Source organism: Streptomyces sp. NBC_01298 (genome assembly GCF_035978755.1).
In the GTDB taxonomy this organism is placed as follows: domain Bacteria; phylum Actinomycetota; class Actinomycetes; order Streptomycetales; family Streptomycetaceae; genus Streptomyces.
In genome coordinates this window covers 527,633-551,872 of the sequence record NZ_CP108414.1, presented here as the reverse complement: position 1 = coordinate 551,872, position 24,240 = coordinate 527,633, and the positions used below count along the sequence as shown (strand labels likewise).

The window sequence follows — 24,240 nt, the reverse complement described above, 5'->3', positions numbered from 1 at the left end:
GGCAGGAGGGGGTCGGGGCGCGGCGCCCTACGGGGCGGCCGCGTAGGCCCACACCGCCCGCATCGTCTCCGGGGCCGGCGAGGCGCCGGTCATCTCCCGCTGGGTCAGCAGGATGGCGACGGCCCCCGTAGAGGGGACGATGTGGGCGGCGGTGCCGGTGCCACCGATCCAGCCGTAGCGGCCCGGCACGTTCCACGGGTCGGCCGGTGTGACGTCGACCGAACCGCCGAACCCCCAGCCCTGGCCCTCCAGGAACAGTTCGGCGCCCGCCCGCTGGTCCGGGGTCAGCCAGTCGGTGGTCATCCGCCGCACCGAATCGGCCGAGAGCAGCGGGCCGCCCCCGTCCAGCAGCATCCGGGCGAAGCGGTGGTAGTCGTCCACCGTCGAGACCAGCCCGCCCGCGCCGGACGGGAAGGCGGGGACGGCGCTCCACTGCCCGTCGGGGGCGTCCACGAGGTCGAGGCCCCCGTTCGCTCCGGGCCGGTACAGGTGCGCGAACCGTCCCGACTGCCCCGCCGGTACGGCGAAACCGGTGTCGGGCATGTCCAGCGGCTCGAAGATCCGCTCCGCCAGGAACTCCGGCAGCGAACACCCCGCCACCCGGGCGATCAGCACGCCCAGGACGTCCGAGCAGGTGTTGTAGAGCCAGGCCTCGCCGGGCTGGTACAGCATCGGGATCCGGCCCAGCGCGGCCATCCACGCGTCCGGCGCCGCGACGTCCTGCGGCCGCGGCGGACCCTGCCGCAGCTCGCCGAAGAGCGGGGCGACCGCCGGGAGCGCGAAGTCGGAGGGGAAGCCCCACCCCGCGCGGAAGGTCATCAGGTCGGCCACGGTCACCGCCCGCTTCGCCGGGACCACCTCGTCGACCGGGCTCGCGGGAGTCCGTACGACCACCGGTCCGGCGATCTCCGGCAGCCAGGGCGCGACCGGGTCGGTGAGGGCGAACCGGCCGTCCTCCACCAGCATCATGACCGCCGCCGCCGTGACCGGTTTGGTCAGCGAGGCGATCCGGAAGATCGAGTCGCGGACCATCGGGGCCTCGCCCCCGGCGTCCGCGCTGCCCACGGCGGCCACTTCGGGCCCCCCGCCGTCGCCCCGGTCCACCAGGGCCACCGCCCCCGGCAGGGTCCCGTCGTCCACGAACGGCTGAAGGATGTCGGTCAAACCGGTCACGAGCCCGCCCTTTCGAGAGCCTGTCCTACGGAGTCCCACAGCCCGCAGTGGTGCCGGGCCGCCGCGTCCACGGGGCGGATGCCGCCCGAGTTCTGCGGCGCCGAGTCCTGCGGCGCCAGGGAGAGTACGGCGGGGGAGCGGGGCCACCAGGGCCCCGTCCCGGGGGCGTTCGGATCGCCGGTCGCCGCGAACCGGGTCCAGTAGCCGGTCATCCGCTCCGCGAGCACCCGCTGCGCGGCGGTCATCGGGAGCCCGGTGTCGAAGAGGTAGGGCAGTTCGGACCCGTGCGAGGCCCCGTAGGGGAACCCCGGCACCGGCGGCAGCCCGGTGAAGTCCGGTGCGCTCCGGTCGTCGAACCCGTAGTCGTACGTCGGCACGTGCCGGGCCAGCGCCCGGCTGTCCCGCAGCTGCGGACACACGAAGGAGGCGTCCGTCAGCGCGGCCGCGAAGGCCAGCGCGGGCGTCGGATGGGCCGTCACCGGATAGGCGGCCTCGACGAGACCCGCCGACCGCGACCCGAACGCGGCGCGCAGCCGGGCCCGGTGGGCCTGCGCGTCGGCGACCGGGTAGGCCGCCAGGGTCTGCCCGAGGAAGATCCGCATCTCGTCGCGGGTCGAGCCCTGCACCACCGGTACCCGGTGGAACTCCCCGCGTTCCAGGGCCCGTCGGGGCTCGGTGGGGAGCAGCGGGGTGCCGTAGGACACCGCGGAGAAGAGCGTCATGAGCCCGGGGGTCGCCAGGACCTCCGGGGCGAGGCCGCGCAGGCACTCCAGCACCTCCGCGTCGGCCGGGCGGCCGCAGCCGAGCCGGACCGCCGCCTCGGCTCCCCGGGCCACGGTCCGGGACTCCGGCACGAACGGCTCGTAGGCGGGCAGCGCGGGGAGCAGCGAATGCGCCGGGACGATGAGGGAGCAGGACCCGCTCTGCACGATCGCCCGGTGGAACAGGCCGGCCGAGGCGGGGGAGGTGAGGTGCAGGCAGACGCTCAGGCCGCCGGCGGACTCGCCGAACACGGTGACGTTGCCGGGATCGCCGCCGAACCGGGCGGCGTTGGCCCGCACCCAGCGCAAGGCGGCCTGCTGGTCGGCGAGCGCGAAGGCGGGGGCTCCGTGGAGGGCGGGATGCCCGAAGAGACCGAAGATCCCGAGCCGGTAGTTGACGGTGACGACCACGGCCCCTCCCGCCGAGGCCAGCCGGCCGGGCCGGTACAGATCCCCGGCGCCGTTCATGAACCCGCCGCCGTGAAACCAGACCATCACGGGCCGGGCCGGGACGCCGCTGGTCCCGGCACCCTGCGAACTCCCGACCGCCCGAACACCGACGTCCACACCCGCCCCCGCCGGGCCGGGCGCTCCTGTTGGGTCGGCCGACCCAGATGGGCCGGGCGCCCCCATTGGGTCGGCTGCCCTTGCCGGGCCGGCCGCCCCCGTTGGGCCGGCCGCCCCCGCTGGGAGCATCGGCGCCGGGTGGGCGCCGGGTCCGATCACGGCGGTGGACGAGGGCCGTCCGGCGCCGATGGCCGCACCCGGAACGGTGACGTTGAGGAACAGGCAGTCCTCCGAGCCGCTGGGGGCTCCCGGCCCCACCGCGGGCAGCTGCACGCACCGGGCCCCGGGCGCACCGGCGTCCCGTACGCCGGCCCAGCGCGCGGCGGGCTCCGGAAGCCGCCAGCGCAGTGGTCCGGTCGGCGGGGCGGCGTACGGGATCCCCTCGAAGGTGAAGTACCCGGCGGCCTCCCGCCCGCGCACCGCTCCCCGGTCGGTCTCGACGACGGGCCGCTCACCGACGATGGCACCGGTGCCGTCGCCCGAACGCTCTTCGCTCAGCCCGGCCCCGACCCCGCCGAACGCGGCCCCGGCTCCGCCGAAGGGGGCGGCCCCGGCTTGGGCTCCGGCCTGGGCCCCGGCCCGGGGCCCGGGGCCCGAGGGGGATGTGGCCGTCGCCGTGGCTGCTGGGGTGGTGGTCAGGAGGAGGGCCAGGAGGAGGGCTCCCGCGGAAGCCATCAGCGGCCCCTCGACAGCACGCCCCGGACGAAGGCCGCCTGACCCGCGTGCTGGAGGTCGTCGGCGATCACGCTGACCAGCCGCGCCCCGAGGGTGACCGGCGGATCCCACCGCTCGTCGACGACCCGGTCCAGATCCGCGGCGGACAGCCCCCGCAGGAACCGCTCCGTCTGCGCGTGGACGGCGTCGAAGTACCCCAGCAGCAGCTCCCCGGAGGCGACCCGGACGGCCTCGGCCTCGCGGGCGGTGTGCCCGTAGCCGGTCGACCCGCGGGGCAGCGCGAGCCCGAACCGTTCGTCCCAGTCCTGTGCGTGCCAGACCTGTTCCCAGCCGGCCGCATCCGCCACGTGGTCGTCCTGGACCCTGGTCAGGTGCCAGACGAGCCAGGTGATCGAATTCGCACCGGGATCGATCCGCGCGTCCAGCCGCCCGGGTTCCAGCCCGTCGACCGCCTCGTGCACCACGTCCCGGATCCGGCCGAACGCGTCGGTCAGTACCTCCGTACCTTTCATGCCCCCCACCATGCCCAGGACGGCCGCCGACCGGGCCCGCGGCACCGCGGGGGACCCCCGTTTGCCCGCCCCGAATGGCGCAGCGGGGCCGGGTGCCGCTGAATGTAACAAAGCGTGCGCTTCCCATGACGCACGATGACCGGCGTGCGATGTGTAGACCCGCGCGTCGGCGAACGGAGCTTTCCATGAATGACCCGATCACGCTCGCCGCGACGGACTACGAAGAACCGCGCCGGCTCCCCGACCCCCCGGCCGTCCGGCCGTCGGACCCCGACACGGACGACCTCGACCGCGACCGCGACTTCGGCCCCGGGTACGCGCCCGAGCCGGAGTCCCGGACCGGCTCCGGGACCGCTCCCGAGGCCCAGGCCGATCCGCCGGCCGGTCCCGGGACGGGGGCCGCACCCGGCCGGGACCCCGTACCCCGGCCCGCGCCGGCCTCCGCGTCCGCGCCCGCGCACACCCTCCTGGAGACCGCCGCCACCGGCCGTCCCGTCCGGGAGGTCACCGATCTGGTGAACCTCCTCAAGGAGTCCGGACAGGTCCCCAACCCAGGCCACGCGGCCCTGCGCGCGGCAGCCGTGGCCCGACCCGTCCACGAGGTCCGCGAGATGGTGACCCTGCTGGGCGAGCCCCCGCACGAGCTGGTCGAGACCGACATCACGCTGCGGGCCGCCGCACTCGGCCGGCCCATCGAGGACGTGGCCCTGCTCGTCAGCATCCTCGGCACCGGCGAACAGCCCCCGCAGCGCCGTCCCGAGCAGGCGGACGGGGTACGGACCCCCGCCCATCAGCCCGCACCGCAGGCCCAAGCCCAAGCCCAGGCCGAGGTCCGGCCACAGCCCCCGTCCCGGGGCCCGGCCCGGCAGGGCACCGGCGCGCTGCGCCACATACTGCGCTGGCCGGTGGCACTCGCCCTGCTCCTCTGCGGCGCGCTGCACGTCCCCGGCGACCTGGCGGGCCTGACCTCCGGTGACCCCGGCGGGCTGCTGGCCCTGGCCGTCACCCTGCTCTGCCTGACGGCCGGCGCGCTGCTGGCGGTACGGGACACGGCCGGTGCGTGGCGGGCCTGCGCGGCGGTCGCGCTCGGCGTGGCCGGGCTCCACGTGGTCGGCGGCGTCGCCGGGTTCGACCCGCTCGGCGGCGCGGTCGGCGGCTCCCTGGAATGGGCCGGCACCACGGCCGTGCTGAGCGCGGCGGCCGGCGCCGTACTCGCCGGCCTGGCCCTGCAGTTCCGTCCGTCGGCCGACCCGGCCGACGGGGCCTGACCCGGGCGGGGAGGGGGCGCGGGCCAGGCGCCCCGCCCCCTCCCCGCCGTTACGCCGCTTCGCGGAGGGAGACACGAGATGGACCCGGTGGCCGCGCTGGACCGGATCGCGTTCCTGCTGGAACGCGCTCAGGAGCCGACCTACCGGGTCCAGGCCTTCCGCACGGCGGCCGCCGCCGTCGGCCGGATGGGCGAGGACGAGCTGGCCGACCGGGTCCGCGCGGGCACCCTCGAAGCGGTCAAGGGCATCGGCCCGAAAACCGCCCAGGTCGTCCGAGAAGCCCTCGGCGGAACCATCCCCGCCTACTTGCGGGGGCTCGAGGAGAAGGCCGCGGCCCACCCCGTGGGCCCGCCGCCCAGCCCCGAGGCCCTCGCCCTGCGCGCCGCCCTGCGCGGCGACTGCCACATGCACTCCGACTGGTCGGACGGAGGCAGCCCCATCGAGGCGATGGCCCGGGCCGCCGCCGCCCTCGGGCACGACTGGGCGGTGCTCACCGACCACTCGCCGCGCCTGACCGTCGCCCGGGGACTCTCCCCGGACCGGCTGCGGGAACAGCTGCGCACGGTCGCCGAACTCAACGCGACCTGGGCCCCGTTCCGGCTGCTCACCGGCATCGAGTGCGACATCCTCGACGACGGTTCGCTGGACCAGGAGCCGGAACTCCTGGCCGAGGTGGACCTCGTCGTCGGCTCCGTCCACTCCAAGCTCCGGATGGACGCCCCCGCGATGACCCGGCGGATGGTCGCCGCCGTACGCAACCCCCACCTCGACGTCCTCGGCCACTGCACCGGGCGGCTGGTGACGGGCAAGACACGGCCGGAGTCGCAGTTCGACGCCGAGGCCGTCTTCGCGGCCTGCGCCGAGTCGGGAGCGGCCGTGGAGATCAACAGCCGGCCGGAGCGGCTGGACCCGCCGCGCCGACTGCTGCGGCTCGCGGTCGCCGCGGGCACCCTCTTCGCGATCGACACCGACGCGCACGCCCCGGGACAGCTCGACTGGCAGACCCTCGGCTGCGAACGCGCCCTGGAATGCGGGGTGACGGCCGACCGGGTCGTCAACACCCGGTCCGCGGCCGAGCTCATCGACTGGACCCGCACCCGCCGACTGCCGTAGCCCCGGCCCACCCGCCTGCCCAGGCCCACCCATCGGCACCGACTCACCTGCCGGACCCGACGCACCCGCCGGCCCCGGCCCGCCCGCCGGCCCAGGCCCACCCATCGGCCCCGACGCACCTGCGGGACCCGACGCACCTGCGGGCCCCGACGCACCCGCCGGCCCAGGCCCACCCGCCGGACCCCGCCTACCCCTCGGCCCCGCCGTCCGTCCGGGACTCGGTGAGGGTGAAGAGCGCCCCGTCGGGATCGCGCAGGGACACCCATCGGTCGGTCGCGCTCGAGGCGGGCTCGGACACCGTGCGGCCGCCCAGTGCGACGGCCGCCTCCACCGCCGGCTCCAGCGCGGGCACCCGGAAGTGCACGTGCCAGCGCGGCCGGGTGTACGGACTGTACGAACCCGGCTCCACGGGACCGCTGTCGAGGCGCGCCACCGGCTCCCCGTCCTGGCGCAGCACGACCCGATCCTCCTCGTAGGCGACCTCGCAGCATCCGGCGCGGCCGGTGGCCCACTCCAGCACCTCCCCGTAGAAGATCGCCGACTCGAAGGCGTCCCGGGTGCGCAGCTCCAGCCAGGCCGGCGCCTGTCCCGAACCGACCCGCCAGCCCGAGGAGACCTGGCCCTCCCAGATCCCGAACACCGCCCCGTCGCGGTCCGCCGCCAGCGCCCCGCGGCCCCCCGACTCGAAGGAGACCGGGCCGACCGCGACCGTGCCGCTGCGCTCGCGGATCCGGTCCACCGCCACGTCGGCGTCGTCGACCGCGAAGTACGGGGTCCAGGCCACGGCCACCGCGAGGTCTCCGGCCAGCGCCCCGATCCCGGCCACCGGCATCCCGTCCAGCTCGGCGACGGCGAAGGCCTCGCCGAGCCGCGCGGTCCGGAACCGCCAGCCCGCGACCGCACCGTAGAACCGCTGCGCCGCGCCGAGGTCCCGTGCCATCAGGCTCACCCAGCACGGCGCCCCGAAGACGTCCCTCGTCGAAATCTCCACCGTTTTGCTCCGCCCTTCACCGGGGCGCGGTCAGCGCGCCGTCCGAGCACAAGCAGTAGCGCCCCCGCCCCGGCCCTGGCCCGCAGGCGCGCCACCGGGACCACCGGCCGTGGGGCACGGATATCCCCTTGGCGGCACCCGGACAGCCCCCTAGGGTGCCGCCTATGACGATCATGAATTCCAAGGACATCGATACAGCGGTGTCGCTCACCACCCGGGCGCTGCGGGAGGTGGCGCACCTGGACTGGGACGTTCCGGCCGCCGGCCTGGAGTGGAGCTGCCGCGACACCGCCGTCCACGTGACCGAGGACTTCACCGCGTACGCCGCCCAGCTCACGGTCCGCGCCACCGCCGCGTACGTCCCGCTGGAGATCCGGGCCGAGGAGGGCACCGGCCCGGCCGGCCTGGTCGACATGATCGAGGCCTCCGGCGGGTTCCTGTCGGCCGCCGTGGCACTCGCCGGACCCGGTGCCCGCGCGTGGCACCCGGCCGGGGCCGCGGGCGCGGACGGCTTCGCGGCGATGGGCGTCGTCGAGACCCTGCTGCACACCCACGACATCCTCGGCGGACTCGGCGTCCACGACTGGGAGCCGGACCCCGCACTGGCCGAACGGGTCCTGGACCGGCTCTTCCCGCACCTCCCGCGCGGCCACGAGCCCTGGCTCACCCTGCTCTGGGCCACGGGCCGGGGCGAACTCCCCGGCCGGGCCCGCCTGACGGTCTGGCGCTGGTACGCCGACCCCGTCCGGGCCGAGCGCCTGGTGCTCTGCGAGATCACCCCGAACGCGGCGGCCGACCTGTACGCGGGCGGCGCCGGAGGCTTCGTCTGGGCCGGAGACGGGCCCGGCGAGGGCACGCGGTACGCCTCGGGCAGGACGGCCGAGGCGCGCGAGGAAGGGACCTACCGGCCGGGCTGGGGCCCGTACGCCCTCATCCGGGCGAGCGACCGGCTGGCGATCGGCGCCATGGGCTTCCACGGGGCCCCGGACGCGGAGGGCCGCGCCGAGCTGGGCTACGACATCCTCCCGCCGGCGCGCGGCAACGGCTACGCCACCGAAGCGGCGAAGGCCCTCGCCGGCTGGGCCTTCGGGCAGCCGGGCTGCACCCTGCTGGCGTCCGAGGCCGACCATCCCGACGACCCCGCGCACGGGGTGCTGCGACGTGCCGGTTTCACGGGGGCGGGCTCCGGGGAAGGCACGGTCCGGTACACCCTGAGCCCGCCCGCTTAGGCCGTCCCTTTCGGATCCGGGATCCTGCCCGCCCGGCAGGGGCCGGAAGAGCCCGCCCGGGCCGGGCCGGACGGCCTGGGTGCAGCCCTCCGATCCGGAAAGCAGGTCCGCCGTGGTGAGTTCGCAGGTCCCCGTGATCGATCTCGGCCCGTGGCGCTCCGGCGGGCCCGAGGTCCGCAGGCAGGTCGCCTCCCGCGTCGACGAGGCCCTCCAGGCGGCCGGATTCCTGCTGGTGACCGGGCACGGGGTGGATCCGGAGCTGCCCGGGCGGATCCGGGAGGCGGCGCGGACCTTCTTCCGGCTCCCGGCCGCCGCCAAGGCCCCGTACGCCGTCGCGGTCGGCGGTCGCGGCTGGCTCGGGCCGGGCGCCGAGGCCAACAGCTACGCGGAGGGCGCGGCCTCCCCGCCGGACCTCAAGGAATCCTGGTCCTGGGCCGCGGAGGAGCCGACGGGGATCGCCTCGGTGGACGCCGAGTGGTTCCGGCCCAACGCCTGGCCGGCCGAAGTGCCCTCGCTGCGCGGGCTGGTGACGGAGTACCTGGCCGCGATGCGGGCGCTCTCCGACGAGCTGCTGGAGCTGCTGGCCGGCGCCCTGGGCCTGGGCGCTGACCATTTCACCCGCCACACCGGCCACCCCACCTGGGGGTTCAACGTCAACTGGTATCCCGGCACCGAGACCGTCGGGCCGCCGCTGCCCGGCCAGTTCCGCATCGGCGCGCACACCGACTTCGGCACCGTCACCGTCCTGGACCGCCAGCTCGGCGCGGGCGGACTGCAGATCCACACCGACGCCGAGGGCTGGCAGGACGCCCCCTACGATCCGGCCGCGCTCACCGTGAACATCGGGGACCTCATGGCGCGCTGGACGGGCGACCGGTGGCGGGCGGGCCGCCACCGGGTGCTGCCACCGCCCTCCGACGCGCCCGCCGAGGAGCTGATCTCGCTCGTCTACTTCTACGAGTGCGACCCGCACACCCGGGTGGAATCCCTCCCGGCGCCGCTGGGACGGATCGTGCACGAGCCGGTCGACTCGCACGTCCACCTGCGGGCGCAGCTCGACGCGATCACCGTCCCGGTGGGGGATCAGGCGGGGGATCGGACGGGTGGTCCGGCGGCAGGCCGGGAGTCAGGTCAGGCGGCGGGTAAGGCCGCAGCTCAGGCGGCAGGCCAGGTGGCTCCGGAGGCCTAGCGGGGCCCGCCCGGGGGCCCGCCGGCCGCCCCGTGGGGGACCCGATTACGCGATGTCCGGCGCGTTCGGCAGGATGGGAGGCATGACCGAGATCCGTACCCCCCGCCTCCTCCTCCGCCGCTGGTCCGAGCACGACCTCGTCCCCCTGTCGGAGATCCTCGCCGACCCCGAGGTGATGCGCTGGATCGGCGACGGCGAGACCCTCGACCTGGAGGAGACCGCCGAGACCATCGAGCGGTGGGAGGACGAGTGGGACGAGGAGGGCTTCGGGATCTTCGCCGTGGAGCTGCTGGCCTCCGGCGAGCTGATCGGAGCCGTCGGTCTCTCCATGCCGTGGTGGCTGCCCGAGGTCCTGCCCGCCGCCGAGATCACCTGGCGGCTCGGCCGCTCCTACTGGGGCCAGGGCTACGGCTCCGAGGCCGCGCACGCCACCCTGGAGTTCGCCCTCCAGGAACGTGGCCTCGACCGGGTCGTCGCCGTGAACCGGGCGGGCAACGACGAGTCCGAGAACGTGATCCGCAAGCTCGGCATGACCGCCGAGAAGGACATCAACCACCCGGAGACGCACGCCCTCCTCAACCTCCACGGCATCGACCTGACCGAGTACGAGGGCTGATCCGCCCCTACCTGATCCGCCCCTACCCCTGATCCGCCCCTGCCCGGCGCGTCCCCGCATCGACCGATCGGCCGACCCCGCTGTCGGCCGCCGGGCCGAGCGGCCGGGCGGCCCCGCGAGGTGAGGATGGGTACGGGGGAGCGGGCGCACCACCGGCCCCGCCCCCGGAACCGAGAGGGGCACCGCCATGCCGCAGTACGACCGCCCGCACCCGCGCCGCCGCGTACGCGGCACCCGTACCGCCCTCGCGGCCCTCGCCGGAGCGCTGCTGCTGGGGGCCTGCTCGACCCCCGGCGCGCCGCGGGCCGCCGCCCCCGCGGCCTCTCCGCTCCCGACGGCCTCCGCCACTCCGGGCGGCACCCTGCTGGTCGCCGACTTCGGCGCCGACACCGTCAGCTTCGTAAACCCGGAACGCGGCACGGTCGGCTCGGTGCCGGTGGGCAGGGCCCCGTACGGCCTGGTGGTCGGCGCGGACGGCCGGGCCTGGGTGGCCACGGCCGAGGGGGTCGCCGTCGTGGACACGCGGACGCGGACCCGGTCGGCCCTGATCCCGTACCGCACCACCGGCACCGGGCCTGTCACCGGCGGGGAGTACCGGGGCGGCGGCATGGGCATCGCGCTCTCGCCCGACGGGGCGCACGCGTACGTCGGGGTCAACGTGCCCGGGACCACCGGCGTCCTGGAGGTCATCGACACGGCGAGGACCGAGGTCACGGCGGTGGTACCGGTGGGCCGGCGTCCCTTCGACGTGGACGTCGCGCGCGACGGCTCGGAGGTGTACGTCACCGGCCACGACTCCTTCGACGTCACCGTCGTGCCGGTCGGGCCGGGCGGCCCCGGCACGAGCACGGCGTCGGCGGCGCCGCGCCGCATCGAGGTCGCCCCGTACGGGACCGAGGGCGGTCTCGGCTCCTGGCTGAAGCCGCACTACGCCGTCGTACGGCCGGCGGACGGGATGCTGCTGCTGCCCTTCGAGGGCGAGCGGCTCGCGGTGGTGGATCCGGCCACGGGCCGCACCACGGTGGAGGAGATGACCGCCGACACCCATCAGCACGGGGCCGCGGTCACGGAGGACGGCCGCCTGCTCGTGGTCGGGACGGGGGCGGTGGAACCGGGCAAGGGCAAGGGGCCCTCCCTCACGGTCCGTTCCCCGGACGGCTCGGAGCGGGTGTACCCGCTGGACGGGCCGCACGAGGACGTGGCCGTGTCCCGGGACGGGCGGACGGCCTACGTCACCGGGGGCTACACCCGCGACGGCTACTGGAACGGCATCACGGTCGTGGACCTCGACAGCGGGAGCAGCCGCCGGCTCGCGGCGGGGTCGCGTCCGCTGGGCATCGCGGTCCTGGGGTGAGCGGCCCCGCGGTGCACGGTCCCGCGGTGCACGCTTGTGGGGTGAACGGCGTCAGCCCGCGCAGGTGTCCAGCATGGTGGAGAGCGTCTTCTTCTCGGGTTCGGTGACGGTCAGACCGTACGCGGACTTGACCGTGGTCCAGGCCCGCCCGTACTGGCACCAGGCCGCCTTCGACGGCGGCTGCCACAGATCGGGACTCTGGTCGCCCTTCGACCGGTTCGACGAGGCCGTCACCGCCAGCAGTTGGGGGTGCGTCAGGTCGTTCGCGAAGGCCTTGCGCTTCGCGGCGTCCCAGCCGGCCGCGCCGGAGCGCCAGCCCTCGGCGAGGGGCACCATGTGGTCGATGTCCATCTTCGAGGCCTCGGTGACCACCACCTCGTCGTACAGGCTCTTCCACGTGCCGGACACGGCCTTGCACTGGGAGTCCCGGGTGACGTTCGCGCCGTCCCGCTGGAGGATGACCTCGCGGGTGTCGCACTTGTCGCCCTGCTCCGCCCAGTGCGTGAACTTGTCCCGGCTGTAGCCGGACATGGTTCCCGGGGCCGCCACCTTCAGCGCAGCCAGCTGGGTACGGGCCACGGAGGCGGCGACCATGCCGGGGAGCACGTCACCGGTGGGGGGCTTCCCGTCCGCGGGAGCCCCGGACCGGGCGGGAGCACCGGAGGACGCGGAAGCGGAGGGCGCGGCGCCGCCCGGCTTCGGGTCGTCGCGGGGATCCGCCCCGGTTGCGCTCCCCGCTCCGGAACAGCCGGCGGCCGCCAGCAGCAGCACGGCCGTCAGTACCGCACCGCGCACCCGTATCTGACGCCCCATGACCCCACCCCGAACCCCGCCCCGCACACTGTGTCGCGGGAAGCCTACCCATGCCGGACGGCGGCCGAAGCCAGGCGCGTTGGCGCGGCGGGCGGCGAACGTTCCCCGGGCGTACGCCGGGTGGCGCCCGGGGGTGGTCCAGGGGTGCTACAGAGGTGCTACAGGGCCGGGCCCGGTGCAGGGCCGGCCCGTGGGCAGAAAGGGACGGCCTCGGCCGCCCGGCTTCAGGCGCGGTGGGCGCGCAGCCACGCCTCCAGGACGGTGAAGTCGGCGTTACCCAGGCCGAGCCGGGGGTCGACGCGGTGCAGGAGGGCCGGGCCGGAGTGGTGGGAGGACACCCAGCGGCGGTCCGCGTCGCCGATCTCGTCGTCGACCCAGGCGAACGCCCGTCCCGCCGCCCACGCGACGAGCCCGCCGGTCTTCCAGTGCACCGCGCCGCGGCCGTCCTCGGCGGAGGGCTCGGGCCACTCCACCACCGGCAGGGCCGGCAGTCCGAGCCGCGGGGAGAGGCACAGGTTCGCGTCCTCGCCCCAGGTCGTGGCCCACACCAGCTCGCACGGCAGCCCGGCCAGCCGGGGGCCGAGCGCCGGATCGGCCCGGGTGAGGAGGGGGTGGCCGCCGGAGAGGTCGGCCGTGCCCGGGGCCGCGTGGACCGGGTGTCCGTGCGGGGAGCCGAACGGGATGAGCGGGCCGTCTACGTCCAGGAAGAGGAGGGGGCGGCGGTCGTGCGGGGTCTCGGGGACGGTGGAGGCGGTGGGCGCGGTGTCCATGCGGCCCAGGGATATCAGGCGGCCGCGACGGCTGTCCCGGGCATTGCGGCGGCCGCGGCCTCCGCTGAGCGCTCCAAAGCATTGCTTGGGGTTGTCATAAGTCCGGGTTATGGGGTCATAAACCGGGGGTGGGTGCCGGGTTAGGCTGCCCTTAGCTTAGGGTTCCCCTTGATCGAGTCTTTCGCCGTTCGAAGGGAACCCAGCCATGCCTCGCCCCCTGCGGGTAGCAATCGTCGGTGCCGGCCCCGCCGGCATCTACGCCGCCGACGCCCTGCTGAAGTCCGAGGCGGCCACCGAGCCGGGTGTGTCCATCGACATCTTCGAGCGGATGCCCGCACCCTTCGGCCTGATCCGTTACGGCGTCGCGCCCGACCACCCCCGCATCAAGGGCATCATCACCGCCCTGCACCAGGTGCTCGACAAGCCGCAGGTCCGCCTCTTCGGCAACGTCGACTACCCGAACGACATCAGCCTCGACGAGCTGCGCTCCTTCTACGACGCCGTGATCTTCTCCACCGGCGCCACCGCGGACCGCGCGCTCACCATCCCCGGTGTCGACCTCGACGGCTCCTACGGCGCCGCCGACTTCGTCTCCTGGTACGACGGCCACCCGGACGTCCCGCGCACCTGGCCGCTGGAGGCCGAGAAGGTCGCCGTCCTCGGCGTCGGCAACGTGGCCCTCGACGTGGCCCGGATCCTCGCCAAGACCGCCGACGAGCTGCTCCCGACCGAGATCCCGGCGAACGTCCACGACGGCCTCAAGGCCAACAAGGCCCTCGAGGTCCACGTCTTCGGCCGCCGCGGCCCCGCGCAGGCCAAGTTCAGCCCGATGGAGCTGCGCGAGTTGGACCACTCGCCGAACATCGAGGTCATCGTCAACCCCGAGGACATCGACTACGACGAGGGTTCGATCACCACCCGCCGCTCCAACAAGCAGGCGGACATGGTCGCCAAGACCCTGGAGAACTGGGCGATCCGCGACATAGGCGAGCGCCCGCACAAGCTCTTCCTGCACTTCTTCGAGTCGCCCACCGAGATCCTCGGCGAGGACGGCAAGGTCGTGGGCCTGCGCACCGAGCGCACCGAGCTCGACGGCACCGGCAACGTCAAGGGCACCGGCACGTTCACCGACTGGGACGTCCAGTCCGTCTACCGAGCCGTCGGATACCTCTCCGACGAGCTGCCCAAGCTGCCGTGGGACGTCGACTCCGGCACGGTTCCGGACCAGGGCGGCCGCGTCATGGAGGCCGGCGCGCACCTGGCGTCCACGTACGTCACCGGCTGGATCCGCCGCGGCCCGATCGGCCTCATCGGCCACACCAAGGGCGACGCGAACGAGACGGTCGCCAGCCTGCTCGCCGACCACGCGGACGGCAACCTGCTGACGCCGGCCGCTCCCGAGCCCGAGGCGGTAGAGACCTTCCTCGCGCAGAAGGCGGTCCGCTTCACGACGTGGGAGGGCTGGTACAAGCTCGACGCCGCCGAGAAGGCGCTGGGCGAGCCGCAGGGTCGCGAGCGCGTGAAGCTCGTCGAGCGCGAGGACATGCTCAAGGCGAGCGGGGCCTAGCCGGCCCCCCTCCGGGCCCGGCCGGGCTCCGGGCGTAGGGGCGTACGTGCACGTGAGCGTCTTACGGAAGTCTGACGGGCGGGCCCGGACCCTGGCGGTCCGGGGCCCGCGGGTGGTCGAATCGCCACGTGAGCACAGACCAGCGACCCGGCCCGGACCTCGGCCCCGTTCCCGACGCCGACCTCGATCCCGATCCCGACGGTCGCGGTGCCCCCGTGGGCCGGCGGCTGGTCCTCGGGATGGTGGGGCTCGGGGCCCTCGGTCTGGCCCTCGCGCCGAAGCTCCAGGCCGGGTTCGACGCCGTACTGGGTTCGGCCGCGAGCAAGGACCCCACCGGGCTCACCGGACTGCTGCCGGGCGGCGGCGGGTTCCGCTACTACTCGGTCGCGTCCTCGGTTCCCGAGCGCGGCCCGGCCGACTACCGGCTGACCGTCGACGGCCTGGTCGAGCGCCCGGCCACGTACACCCTCGACGCGCTGCGGGCCCTGCCGCAGACCCGGATCGTCCGCGACGTCCAGTGCGTGACGGGCTGGCGGGTCCCCGAGACCCCTTTCGAGGGCGTCCCGCTCTTCCGGCTGCTGGACGCCGCCGGGGTCCACCCCGAGGCGCGCGCCATCCGGTTCACCTGCTTCGACGGCACCTACACCGAGAGCCTCACGCTCCGGCAGGCCCGCCGCGAGGACGTCATGGTGGCCCTGAACATGCAGGACAAGCCCCTCGGCCACGCCCACGGCGGCCCGGTGCGCCTCTACGCGGCCCCCATGTACTTCTACAAGTCGGCGAAATGGCTGTCGGGCATCACCGTCACCCGGGACGTCCAGCCCGGCTACTGGGAGAAGCTCGGCTACGACGTCGACGCCTGGGTCGGCAAATCGAACGGACGCGACGATGCCCCGACCGTCTGAACTCCCGGCCGGACAGGCCGGACACGCCGGACAGACCGAACACGCCGCACAGGTGGGGCAGGCCGGATCCGTAGCCTCGCCCGAGGAGTCCGCGGCCGGGCACCCCGCCCGCGTACGCCGGTTCGGCCCCGCCGTGCGGCTGGTCCACCTGGCCACCGCCACCCTCACCGGGGTGTGCCTGGCGAGTGCGGCCTGCCTCTACCTGCCGCCCCTCGCCGAACTCGTCGGCCGCCGCCACCTCGTGGTCACCGTCCACGAGTGGTCCGGACTGCTGATCCCGGCGCCCGTCCTGCTGGGGCTCGGCTCCCGGGCCTTCCGCGGTGACCTGCGCCGGCTGAACCGCTTCGGCCCGCACGACCGCACCTGGCTCCGCTCCGCCCTGCGCCGCGACCACCGGCCGGCCGCCCGCCCGGCGGGCAAGTTCAACGCCGGGCAGAAGCTCTACGCGAGCTGGAGCACCGGCGCCGCCCTCGTGATGCTCGGCACCGGTCTGCTGATGTGGTTCACCGGGCTGGCCCCGCTGACCTGGCGGACCGGGGCCACCTTCGTCCACGACTGGCTGGCCATCGCCATGACGGTGGCCGTCGCGGGCCACGTCGTGATGGCCGTCCGCGACCCGGAGGCCCGGCGCGGCATGCGGACGGGTTCGGTGACCGCCGACTGGGCGCGGCGCGAGCACCCGCTGTGGCGCCCGGACGGATCCTCCGCCTCGGGGGCCGTACGCCCTACTCCGGCCCGGCCGCCGCGTCCAGGGCGGCGGTGAGCCGCCGCAGGCGGTCCTGAAGCTCCTTGATCTCGCCGAGTTGGAAGCCGGTCGCGGCCGCGATGCGCCGGGGCACCTCGACGGCCCGCGCGCGCAGGGCCGTACCGGCCTCGGTGGGCCGTACGTGCACGGACCGTTCGTCCGCTGCGCTGCGCTCGCGCACGAGCAGGCCGGCGGCCTCCAGGCGCTTGAGGAGCGGGGAGAGTGTGCCCGAGTCCAGCCGCAGGTGCTCCCCGACCTGTTTGACCGGCATCTCGCCGTGCTCCCAGAGCACCAGCATCACCAGGTACTGGGGGTAGGTCAGGCCGAGGTCCTTCAGGACGACCCGGTAGAGCCCGCCGAAGGCGCGGTTCGCCGCGCCCAGCGCGAAGCAGATCTGGCCGTCGAGGCGCAGGAAGTCCTGGTCGGGTAGGGCGTCGGTCGGTTGCTCGGTCATGGAGGGAAGTGTACCCGGGGTGCCGTGTCGGCAACTGAATTGTGCACAACTTAATTGTGTGCCATATTGATGGGGCGAGGTCGTCGGTCGACGGCCCCGCCTCCGCCCCGTGAGAGGAACCCCCGAGATGGACGCGATCTACACCGCTGTCGCCACCGCCAACGGCCGCGAAGGCCGCGCCGTCAGCTCCGACGGTCAGATCGACCTGGCGCTGGCCATGCCGCCGGCCCTCGGTGGCAGCGGTCTGGGCACCAACCCCGAGCAGCTCTTCGCGGCCGGATACGCCGCGTGCTTCGCCAGTGCCCTCGGGCTGGTCGGCCGCCAGGCCAAGGTCGACACCAGCGAGATCTCGGTGACCTCGGAGGTCTCCATCGGCAAGGACGGCGCGGGCTTCGGTCTGGCCGTGGTCCTGCGCGTGGAACTCCCCGAGGCGCTGATGGGGGAGACGGGCACGCTGCTGGTCAAGCAGGCCCACGAGGTCTGCCCCTACTCCCGAGCCACGCGCGGCAACATCCCCGTCGAGCTCGTCGTCGAGTAGTCCGCTCCTCCAGGGCGGCGGTTCCGGGCGGCATGCCGGGAGCCGCCGCCTTTTCGCGTCCTGACCGCAGGTCGGACGCGACAAGCCCTTATCTGCTAGGTGAGACAGCTGGTTCTCGCTGTAGATGCGCGCGAAATGGACTGCTAATGTCCGCATGCGCGACTCTGGATGAGGGAGAAAATTACATGCCAAAGACAGTTCTGCGGCGCGCCGTCGCAGGAAAGTCACTGGTCATCGGCACCCTCCTGGCCCTTCTGGTGCCGGGATCGGCCTACGCCAACACCGTCGGCGTGACGGTGAAGACTCCGGGGGCCACCTCCGGACCCGCAGCGACCTTCTCCGAGATATCCACCCACGCGGACTGCTCCTCGGGGCTCATCTCCGGTGGCGGAATCAACCAGGCCATCGGCACCGGCACTTCGTCCAACGGCAACAAGGTGGACGGCACCGCGCCCAGCCCCGACGGCAGCACCGAGTACACCGGCTCGACCGGCGTCGTCGGCACCGACGTGACGCACTGGCTCGGCATCGGCGGCAGCGGGGGAGCGGTCAACGCCTCGTTCTCCAGCACCCCTTACGCGGTGTGCTTCACCAGCGACCTGATCAACCACACCCAGGTGGTGATGAACAAGGTCGCCGGACCCACCACGGCCTCCACGGTCGGCCTCGTCACCGCCACCTGCCCGGCCAACACCCGCCTGCTCGGCGGCGGCGCCCGGATCACCCCGGCCGACGTCGGCAGCCTCAAGCCGATCGCCTCCTTCCCCACCTTCAACGACGCCGGGCACGCCTACGGCCAGAAGGCCGCCGCCGACGGCGAGACGAACCCCGACTCCTGGACCGCGGTCGGCTGGAACGGCGGTGGCGGCGGCACCGGCAACACGACGTACGCCTACGCGATCTGCAGCGGCAGCAACATCAACATCAGCGGCACCACGGTCAAGGTGCGCTACAGCGAGGTCAGCGGCCCGACCGCGGCCACGTCGGGGCAGACCGCGACGGTCGGCTGCGGCGGCAACGACGGCAAGCTGATCAGCGGAGGCGCGGCCATCAGCGGCGGCAGCGTGACGACCACCGCCTTCACGGGACCGGGCTCGCCGGGCGACCACCTGGGCGGCAGCTACCCCAGCAACTCCGGTGGCACCGCGGTGGGCGACGGGACCACCACGGCCTCCTACTGGACGGCCTACAGCCACACGGGCGGCGGAAGCTCGCCCAACACCTACACCGACGCCTGGGCGCTGTGCGCCGACGACGGCGTCTGACCGGTATGGCCGGCCCCCGTTTCCCCACCACCCCGATCAGGACCATGACTTCACACAGACCCGCCCCCGCTCCCCGCCCCGTCTCCCGGACCGCACTCGTCCTCGGCACGGCAGGCCTCCTCGCCGCTCTGGTGGCACCCCTCGCCGCGTCCGCCGACCCGGCGGACGCGCCGTCCGGCTCCTGCGGCCCGGCGGGCGTCTTCACCAGCTCCCCGCCCACCTGTACGTACGCCACCGCGGGCACCGACGTCTTCACCGTGCCCTCCGGGGTGAGCGCCCTCACCGTTGACCTGTACGGAGCCGAAGGCGGCGGCGCCGCCGGCTTCGTCTCCCCGAACCCGCCGAACGAGGGCGCGCCCGGCGGCCTCGGCGGCCGGACCCGCGCGGTCCTCGCCGTGGCCCCCGGCCAGGCCCTCCAGATCACCAGGGGAGGTGTCGGCAGCTCAGGAACCTCCCGGCACGGCGAGTACGCCCGGCCCGGCGGCTTCGGCCACGGCACCGGCGGCGGCGGTGCGCACGGCGGCGGCGGCTCCGGCGGCGGCGCCACCGATCTGCGCACCGGCGCCTTCGGCCCGGCCGACCGGATCCTGGTGGCCGGAGCCGGCGGAGGCGCCGGCAACGGCGGCCCCCTGCTGCACGGAGGCAACGGCGGCGGGCCCGCCGGCGAGAACGGCGGCGAGGGCGGCGGCCCCGAGGGATCCGGCGCCGGAGGCACCGGCGGCACCCAGACCCAGCACGGCACCGGCACCCGGACCAACCCGATCGGCGCGGGGGGAGGCAACGCGAGCGACATCGACCAGTACACGGGCCAGCCCAACCCCGGCTCCGGCGGCACCGGGGGCAACGGCGGCCGTGGCGGCAACGGCGGCGGGGGCGGTGGCGGCGGCTGGCGCGGCGGTGGCGGCGGCTCCGGCGGCGGCAACCCCGGCAACCTCTACGGCGCGGGCGGCGGTGGCGGCAGCGGCTACGCGGCCGGAGCCGAGGCCGGTGTCTCCGAGGCCACCCTGCGGTCGGGCGTCCAGCACGGCGACGGCAAGGCCGTCGTCTCCTTCCGCTACGGGACGTCGACCACCCTCACCACGGACACCGCCACCCCGCTGTTCGGGCACGCCGTCGCCCTGACCGCGACCGTGACGGGCTCCGAGGACCCGGCCACCGCCCCGGGCGGCAGCGTCACCTTCTCGGACGGGACCACCCCGCTCGCCACCGTGCCACTCGACGGAGGGCAGGCCCGCCTCACCACCAGCGCCCTGCGCCCCGGCACCCACCGGATCAGCGCCGCCCACACCCCCGACGCCGACCACACGGCGAGCTCCACCGGCGAACCGGCCGAGGTCACCGTCGGATTCAGCCGGCCCTGCGTCACCACCGACCACCACGGACCGCTGACCGTGGCGGCCGGGGAATCGCTCTGCGTCGCCTCCGGCGGAAGCCAGAGCGGTCCGCTCACCGTCCGGCCCGGCGGCGCGCTGTCCGTCTCGGACGCCCGCGTCACCGGTCCGTTCTCCGCCGACGGGGCGCTCGCCGTGTCCCTCTGCGGATCCACGCTGGACGGCCCGGTCACGGTGCGCGACACCAGCGGTTCCGTGGTGATCGGCTCCGCCGCGGGCGAGGGGGCGGGTCCCGACTGCGCCGGCGACGCGATCACCGGTCCCGTGACCCTGGTAGCCAACACCGGAGGCGTCGAGTTCGCGGGCGGCCGGATCGTCGGACCGCTGCGCTGCGAGGCCAACGAACCGGCGCCGCGCGTCACCGCGACGACCGTGGCCGGACCCCGGTCCGGCCAGTGCCGGTGATCGCGGCTCCGTAGCGGGGCGGCTCCGTAGCGGCGCGGCCCCGTAGCGGCGCGGCCCCGTGACTCCGCGGGCCCGGCAGGAAGCCGGGCCCGCGGAGTTCAGAACGTCCGGTCCAGCAGGGCGAACAGCGCGGCCCAGTGCCGCTCGTCCGCGGCCGCGTCGTAGGAGCTCGTGTCGGCCAGGGTGTAGCCGTGCGCCGCGCCCTCGTACACCTCGGCCCGGTGGCGGACGCCCGCCGCCGCCAGGGCCTTCCCCAGCCGGTCGATCTCCTCGGCCGGCAGCGTCGGATCCTGGTCCGCGTGGCCGAAGTAGAGCTCGGCGGTGACCCGGTGCGCCACCAGGTGCGGACTGTCCGCCGCGTCCGTGGCCAGGAACCCGCCGTGGAAACCGGCCGCGGCGGCCACCCGTTCGGGATACGTACCGGCCGTGAGCAGGGCCAGCCGGGCGCCCAGGCAGTACCCCGTGATCGCCACGGGCCCGGCGGCCACGTCCGGGAGGCCCGCGAGCCGCTCCAGATAGGCCTCCGCGTCGCGCATCGCCAGCTCGGCGGTCAGCGAGCGCAGGGCCGGTCCGATCCGGTCGAAGAGCTCAGGCTGCCGGTCGAAGTCCACGAACTCCGGCAGCTCGAACACCGGTGCGCGCCCGTGGCGGTAGAAGAGGTTGGGCATCAGCACCACGTGGCCGGCCGCCGCGATCCGGTCCGCCACGGACTTGACGTGCGGACGGATCCCGAGGGCGTTCACGTACAACAGCACCCCCGGGTACGGGCCTTCGCCGTCGGGCCGGGCCAGATAGGCATCGGCGGCGCCGTCCCGGGTGACGACCTCCACCGTCGTCCGGACTACCTCGCATGCGGTCGTCATGGCCGTCCCCCTCTTTCGTATGGCGAAGGCCGCAGACTACCGTGATCGGAGTCTTGCCCCGGAGTGTCCGGAAACCACCCTCGCCGGGCCCCAACCGGGGGCGTACCGTGGTCCGATGCCAGTCATGGACATCAGCGCCGGCGCGGAAGAGTTCGACGCCGACCCGTACGCCTTCTACGAGAGGATGCGTGCGGCGGGGCCCGTCCACCGGATCGTCCTCAATGCCGGCGATCCCGAGCCGAGCTGGATGATCGTCGGGCACGAAGAGGGGCGCCGCGCGCTCAACCACCCGGCCCTGTCCAAGGACTGGCGCACTGCGGGCGACTTCGCGGACGTTCAGATCAGCGCCGTGAGTTCCAACATGCTGGAATCCGACCCGCCCCACCACACCCGGCTGCGGCGTCTGGTCTCCAGGGAGTTCACCGCGCGCCGGATGGAGGGCATGCGGGCGCGGATCCAGCAGATCGCCGACGAACTGCTCGACGCGATGGCCGCCGGGCCGGAGCGCGCCGGCGACCTGATCGAAGCGCTGGCGTTCCCGCTGCCGATGACCGTCATCTGCGAGCTGCTCGGCGTCCCCGACCTCGACCGGGCCAGGTTCCGCTACTGGTCCAACGAGATCGTCTCCCCCACCTCGGTCGACGCGAACGGCGTCGCGAACCGGGAGATGGGGAGGTACCTCGTGGAGCTCATCGGGGCCAAGTCCAAGGACCCCGGCGAGGATCTGCTCAGCGCGCTGATCCGCGCCAGCGACGAGGACGGGGACTCGCTGTCCTCCGACGAGGTCATCGGGATGGCCTTCCTGCTGCTGATCGCGGGCCACGAGACCACCGTCAACCTCATCTCCAACGGGGTACGGGCCCTGCTCGCCCACCCGGAACAACTGGCCGCGCTGCGCGGGGACTTCGACGGACTGATCGACGGAGCGGTCGAGGAGATGCTCCGCTACGACGGCCCCGTGCAGCACACCACGTACCGCTACGCCCGCGAACCCCTCGACCTGGGCGGCACCGTCATCCCGGCCGGGGCCACCGTGTTCGTCTCCCTGGGCGGTGCCGACCGCGACCCCGCCCGCTTCGCGGACCCCGGGGCCTTCGACATCGGCCGCGTCCCGCAGGGCCACCTGGCCTTCGGCCACGGAATCCACTTCTGCATCGGCGCCCCGCTGGCCCGCATGGAGGGCCGCATCGCCATCCGCTCCCTGCTCGAACGCTTCCCCGACCTGGCCGAGGACCCGGCGGCCGGCCCGCCGGCCTGGCTGCCGGGCACCCTGATGCACGGCGTGAGCCGCCTTCCGGTCCGCTGGTAGGCCGGGGGCCGATCCGTTGTGAACGTGCCGACGGGCCGGACCAGGTGAAGCCGGGTCCGGCCTGTCGGCCGCTCGTCCCTACAGGTCGAGTTGGTACTGGACCGTCGTGTGCGTGGGCACGTAGTCGAGGCTGTCGCTGATGTGCCTCATGTGCGTGTTGCTGTCGGCGGTGTCGGTCAGGAGGCCGCCGAGGTCCGGATGGCGCGCGTGGGCCTGCCGGATGGACTCGGCCTTCATCCATCGGCCGAGCCCGTGTCCGCGGTGCTCGGGCAGCACGGCGGTGCCGTAGTGCTGGCCGTCACCCTTGCCGTCGCCGGGGACGACGAGCTCGGTGAACCCGGCGATCGAGCCGTCGGCCGTGTCGATGGCGACGACCGTGTGCAGCTGCTCCCCGCGGTCTTCAACGGCCTTCGCCGCGGCCCGGACCCGGTCCACGTCCCAGATCGTGATGCCGTGGTCGGTGTCCTCCATGGGCATGTCGTCCATGGCGCGGCGCGAGGCGGCGAACGTCCGGGCGAGGCCGTCGGGGACGGTTCCCCGCCAGGACTCCAGCCGGTAGCCGGGGTGCGGACGTTCGATGATCGCGGCGAGGGCGGCGGGGTCCACGTCGGCCAGCGGCAAGCGGGCGAACCTCAAGGTGAGCACCTTGCGGAAGCCGTGGGCCGGCAGGAAGTGATCGGCGGGCGATCCGGCTTCGGCCTGCGCGGTGACGCAGCGTCGGGCGTTGTCCCGAGCGGCGGCCACGGCCGCGTCGAGGAGCCTCGAGCCGACGCCCTGGCGCCGCTCCGTGGGATGGACGTGGAGGGTCAGCTCGGCCAGGTGCTCCTGTCCGCCGTCGAACAGGCGCAGGAAGGCCGTCCCGACGGGGACGGAATCGGCGTCGGACGCCAGCCACGCGAGGCGTCGGCTGTGTGCCCCGTGAGCGGGGTCGGTCAGTGGGGTGATGTGGAGCGACAAGGTGTCTCCGTCGTGAGGAGGCGGAAAGGGTCAGTGCGCGGGCTCACCTGCTGGGCACTCGTGCGCATGTGCTCCACACCTCCTCGTCGACAGTGCCGGCTCGGAACGCCCCGGACGGCTCGGGCGAACCTAGCCGGGCCACCGGTTCCTCGGCAATGGATTAACGGGACCGGACGGGCCGGGCCGGGTCAGCCGGCGGCGCCCCGCGCCAGGAGACGTACGGCCTGTTCCAGGCGGGCCCGCCGGGTCTCCGGGGTGAGGGCCTGGAGAAGGGGCAGGGCGACGAGGTAGCGCCCGGTCCGGTCCAGGGCCTCGAAGGCCGCCCGGGCGGCCGGGTCCCCGGCCAGGGCCGCGGCGAGGTCGGGCGGCACCTCCGCCGTCCGCTGGGAGGCGTAGGCCCCCGCCCAGCGGCCGTCCTCCTGCGCCTTGCGCACCTCGGCGAGCCCCGGTTCGCGCATCCGTCCCAGGGCCGTCAGCTCGGTCACCTTGTCGACATTGACCTGCGACCAGAGGCTGCGGGGCCTGCGGGGCACGTACTTCTGCAGGTAGTACCGCTCGTCCAGGGAGCGGCGCTGCCCGGAGATCCAGCCGTAGCAGAGCCCGATGTCGACCAGCTCGTCCGAGGAGACCGAAGCGATCCCGGACGCCTTCTTCGCCAGCCTGACCCACACGCCCTCGTGCCGGGTGTGGTGCCCGGCCAGCCACTCCTCGAAGGCCGCGCCGTCGGCGAACGCGATGACCTCGACGCCGTCCGGCGCGTCCGGCTCCTCCAGCTCGTTCATGCGGCCACGTTAGTGGCCGCCCCCGGAA

Annotated in this window: 23 protein-coding genes; 13 read left to right on the top strand and 10 right to left on the bottom strand. The window is 74.4% G+C overall.

Features of this window, described 5'->3' with window-relative positions:
• Positions 1–27: 27 nt before the first annotated feature.
• The 3 genes from OG730_RS02440 to OG730_RS02430 are packed head-to-tail and all read right to left on the bottom strand — an operon-like array spanning position 28 to position 3,688.
• On the bottom strand, positions 28–1,173 hold the full coding sequence (locus OG730_RS02440; RefSeq protein ID WP_327302551.1) for a serine hydrolase domain-containing protein: 1,146 nt from the start codon (positions 1,171–1,173) through the stop codon (positions 28–30).
• The gene (locus tag OG730_RS02435; protein WP_327302550.1) at positions 1,170–3,176 is read right to left on the bottom strand and encodes a carboxylesterase/lipase family protein; all 2,007 of its coding nucleotides are present in this window, start codon (positions 3,174–3,176) and stop codon (positions 1,170–1,172) included. The genes OG730_RS02440 and OG730_RS02435 overlap by 4 nt, the downstream gene beginning before the upstream one ends.
• Positions 3,176–3,688 carry a mycothiol transferase gene (locus OG730_RS02430; RefSeq protein WP_327302549.1) on the bottom strand — a complete coding sequence of 171 codons (513 nt, stop codon included), beginning with the start codon at positions 3,686–3,688 and terminating at the stop codon, positions 3,176–3,178. Before OG730_RS02430 ends, OG730_RS02435 begins: the two co-directional genes overlap by 1 nt.
• 185 nt (positions 3,689–3,873) lie before the next feature.
• On the opposite strand from OG730_RS02430, the gene OG730_RS02425 reads away from it, so the two are divergent.
• Both OG730_RS02425 and OG730_RS02420 read left to right on the top strand, forming a co-directional pair.
• Positions 3,874–4,956 carry a hypothetical protein gene (locus tag OG730_RS02425; protein ID WP_327302548.1) on the top strand — a complete coding sequence of 361 codons (1,083 nt, stop codon included), beginning with the start codon at positions 3,874–3,876 and terminating at the stop codon, positions 4,954–4,956.
• A gap of 78 nt (positions 4,957–5,034) precedes the next feature.
• Complete coding sequence (locus OG730_RS02420; RefSeq protein ID WP_327302547.1) at positions 5,035–6,069, top strand: PHP domain-containing protein; 1,035 nt, start codon at positions 5,035–5,037, stop codon at positions 6,067–6,069.
• A gap of 187 nt (positions 6,070–6,256) precedes the next feature.
• Here the strand turns inward: OG730_RS02420 and OG730_RS02415 are convergent, their stop codons facing one another.
• Positions 6,257–7,009: a VOC family protein gene (locus tag OG730_RS02415; RefSeq protein WP_327309125.1), complete on the bottom strand. Its 753-nt coding sequence runs from the start codon at positions 7,007–7,009 to the stop codon at positions 6,257–6,259.
• A gap of 215 nt (positions 7,010–7,224) precedes the next feature.
• Between OG730_RS02415 and OG730_RS02410 the strand changes: the two genes are divergently transcribed.
• From OG730_RS02410 to OG730_RS02395, 4 genes are all read left to right on the top strand, one after another.
• A complete protein-coding gene (locus OG730_RS02410) occupies positions 7,225–8,289 on the top strand; it encodes a GNAT family N-acetyltransferase (RefSeq protein WP_327302546.1) in 1,065 nt (354 codons plus the stop codon).
• Positions 8,290–8,401: 112 nt separating this feature from the next.
• Positions 8,402–9,478 (top strand): isopenicillin N synthase family dioxygenase, encoded by a 1,077-nt coding sequence (locus OG730_RS02405; RefSeq protein WP_327302545.1) that lies wholly within the window; start codon positions 8,402–8,404, stop codon positions 9,476–9,478.
• Between the two features lie 82 nt (positions 9,479–9,560).
• Positions 9,561–10,094: a GNAT family N-acetyltransferase gene (locus tag OG730_RS02400; RefSeq protein WP_327302544.1), complete on the top strand. Its 534-nt coding sequence runs from the start codon at positions 9,561–9,563 to the stop codon at positions 10,092–10,094.
• 187 nt (positions 10,095–10,281) lie between these two features.
• Positions 10,282–11,448, top strand: coding sequence for a YncE family protein (locus OG730_RS02395; protein ID WP_327302543.1), 1,167 nt, complete (start codon positions 10,282–10,284; stop codon positions 11,446–11,448).
• A 51-nt stretch (positions 11,449–11,499) separates the two neighbouring features.
• Here the strand turns inward: OG730_RS02395 and OG730_RS02390 are convergent, their stop codons facing one another.
• On the bottom strand, positions 11,500–12,261 hold the full coding sequence (locus OG730_RS02390; RefSeq protein WP_327302542.1) for a GmrSD restriction endonuclease domain-containing protein: 762 nt from the start codon (positions 12,259–12,261) through the stop codon (positions 11,500–11,502).
• A 224-nt stretch (positions 12,262–12,485) separates the two neighbouring features.
• A complete protein-coding gene (locus tag OG730_RS02385; protein WP_327302541.1) occupies positions 12,486–13,031 on the bottom strand; it encodes an HAD domain-containing protein in 546 nt (181 codons plus the stop codon).
• A gap of 205 nt (positions 13,032–13,236) precedes the next feature.
• Here OG730_RS02385 and OG730_RS02380 point away from each other — a divergent pair, with 205 nt between their 5' ends.
• From OG730_RS02380 to OG730_RS02370, 3 genes are all read left to right on the top strand, one after another.
• Positions 13,237–14,598, top strand: coding sequence for an FAD-dependent oxidoreductase (locus tag OG730_RS02380; RefSeq protein ID WP_327302540.1), 1,362 nt, complete (start codon positions 13,237–13,239; stop codon positions 14,596–14,598).
• A 239-nt stretch (positions 14,599–14,837) separates the two neighbouring features.
• Positions 14,838–15,503 (top strand): molybdopterin-dependent oxidoreductase, encoded by a 666-nt coding sequence (locus OG730_RS02375; protein WP_327309124.1) that lies wholly within the window; start codon positions 14,838–14,840, stop codon positions 15,501–15,503.
• 52 nt (positions 15,504–15,555) lie between these two features.
• Positions 15,556–16,266: a cytochrome b/b6 domain-containing protein gene (locus OG730_RS02370; protein ID WP_442815169.1), complete on the top strand. Its 711-nt coding sequence runs from the start codon at positions 15,556–15,558 to the stop codon at positions 16,264–16,266.
• Here the strand turns inward: OG730_RS02370 and OG730_RS02365 are convergent.
• A complete protein-coding gene (locus tag OG730_RS02365; RefSeq protein ID WP_327302538.1) occupies positions 16,229–16,702 on the bottom strand; it encodes a MarR family winged helix-turn-helix transcriptional regulator in 474 nt (157 codons plus the stop codon). The two genes, OG730_RS02370 and OG730_RS02365, sit on opposite strands and share 38 nt — an antisense overlap.
• Before the next feature lie 127 nt (positions 16,703–16,829).
• Between OG730_RS02365 and OG730_RS02360 the strand changes: the two genes are divergently transcribed.
• The 3 genes from OG730_RS02360 (at position 16,830) to OG730_RS02350 (ending at position 20,301) form a co-directional block, all read left to right on the top strand.
• Positions 16,830–17,240, top strand: a complete 411-nt coding sequence (locus OG730_RS02360) for an organic hydroperoxide resistance protein (RefSeq protein ID WP_250741571.1) — start codon at positions 16,830–16,832, stop codon at positions 17,238–17,240.
• Positions 17,241–17,425: 185 nt separating this feature from the next.
• Entirely contained in the window at positions 17,426–18,505 is a 1,080-nt protein-coding gene (locus OG730_RS02355; protein ID WP_327302537.1) for a hypothetical protein, read from the top strand.
• 44 nt (positions 18,506–18,549) lie between these two features.
• Complete coding sequence (locus OG730_RS02350; protein WP_327302536.1) at positions 18,550–20,301, top strand: Ig-like domain-containing protein; 1,752 nt, start codon at positions 18,550–18,552, stop codon at positions 20,299–20,301.
• A gap of 98 nt (positions 20,302–20,399) precedes the next feature.
• Here the strand turns inward: OG730_RS02350 and OG730_RS02345 are convergent, their stop codons facing one another.
• Complete coding sequence (locus OG730_RS02345) at positions 20,400–21,164, bottom strand: dienelactone hydrolase family protein (protein WP_327302535.1); 765 nt, start codon at positions 21,162–21,164, stop codon at positions 20,400–20,402.
• A 115-nt stretch (positions 21,165–21,279) separates the two neighbouring features.
• Here OG730_RS02345 and OG730_RS02340 point away from each other — a divergent pair, with 115 nt between their 5' ends.
• Positions 21,280–22,473 carry a cytochrome P450 family protein gene (locus tag OG730_RS02340; protein WP_327302534.1) on the top strand — a complete coding sequence of 398 codons (1,194 nt, stop codon included), beginning with the start codon at positions 21,280–21,282 and terminating at the stop codon, positions 22,471–22,473.
• Between the two features lie 78 nt (positions 22,474–22,551).
• On the opposite strand, the gene OG730_RS02335 is transcribed toward OG730_RS02340, so the two are convergent.
• Both OG730_RS02335 and OG730_RS02330 read right to left on the bottom strand, forming a co-directional pair.
• Positions 22,552–23,430, bottom strand: a complete 879-nt coding sequence (locus OG730_RS02335; protein ID WP_327302533.1) for a GNAT family N-acetyltransferase — start codon at positions 23,428–23,430, stop codon at positions 22,552–22,554.
• A gap of 188 nt (positions 23,431–23,618) precedes the next feature.
• Positions 23,619–24,212 carry a YdeI/OmpD-associated family protein gene (locus OG730_RS02330; RefSeq protein ID WP_327302532.1) on the bottom strand — a complete coding sequence of 198 codons (594 nt, stop codon included), beginning with the start codon at positions 24,210–24,212 and terminating at the stop codon, positions 23,619–23,621.
• Between the last annotated feature and the right edge of the window lie 28 nt (positions 24,213–24,240).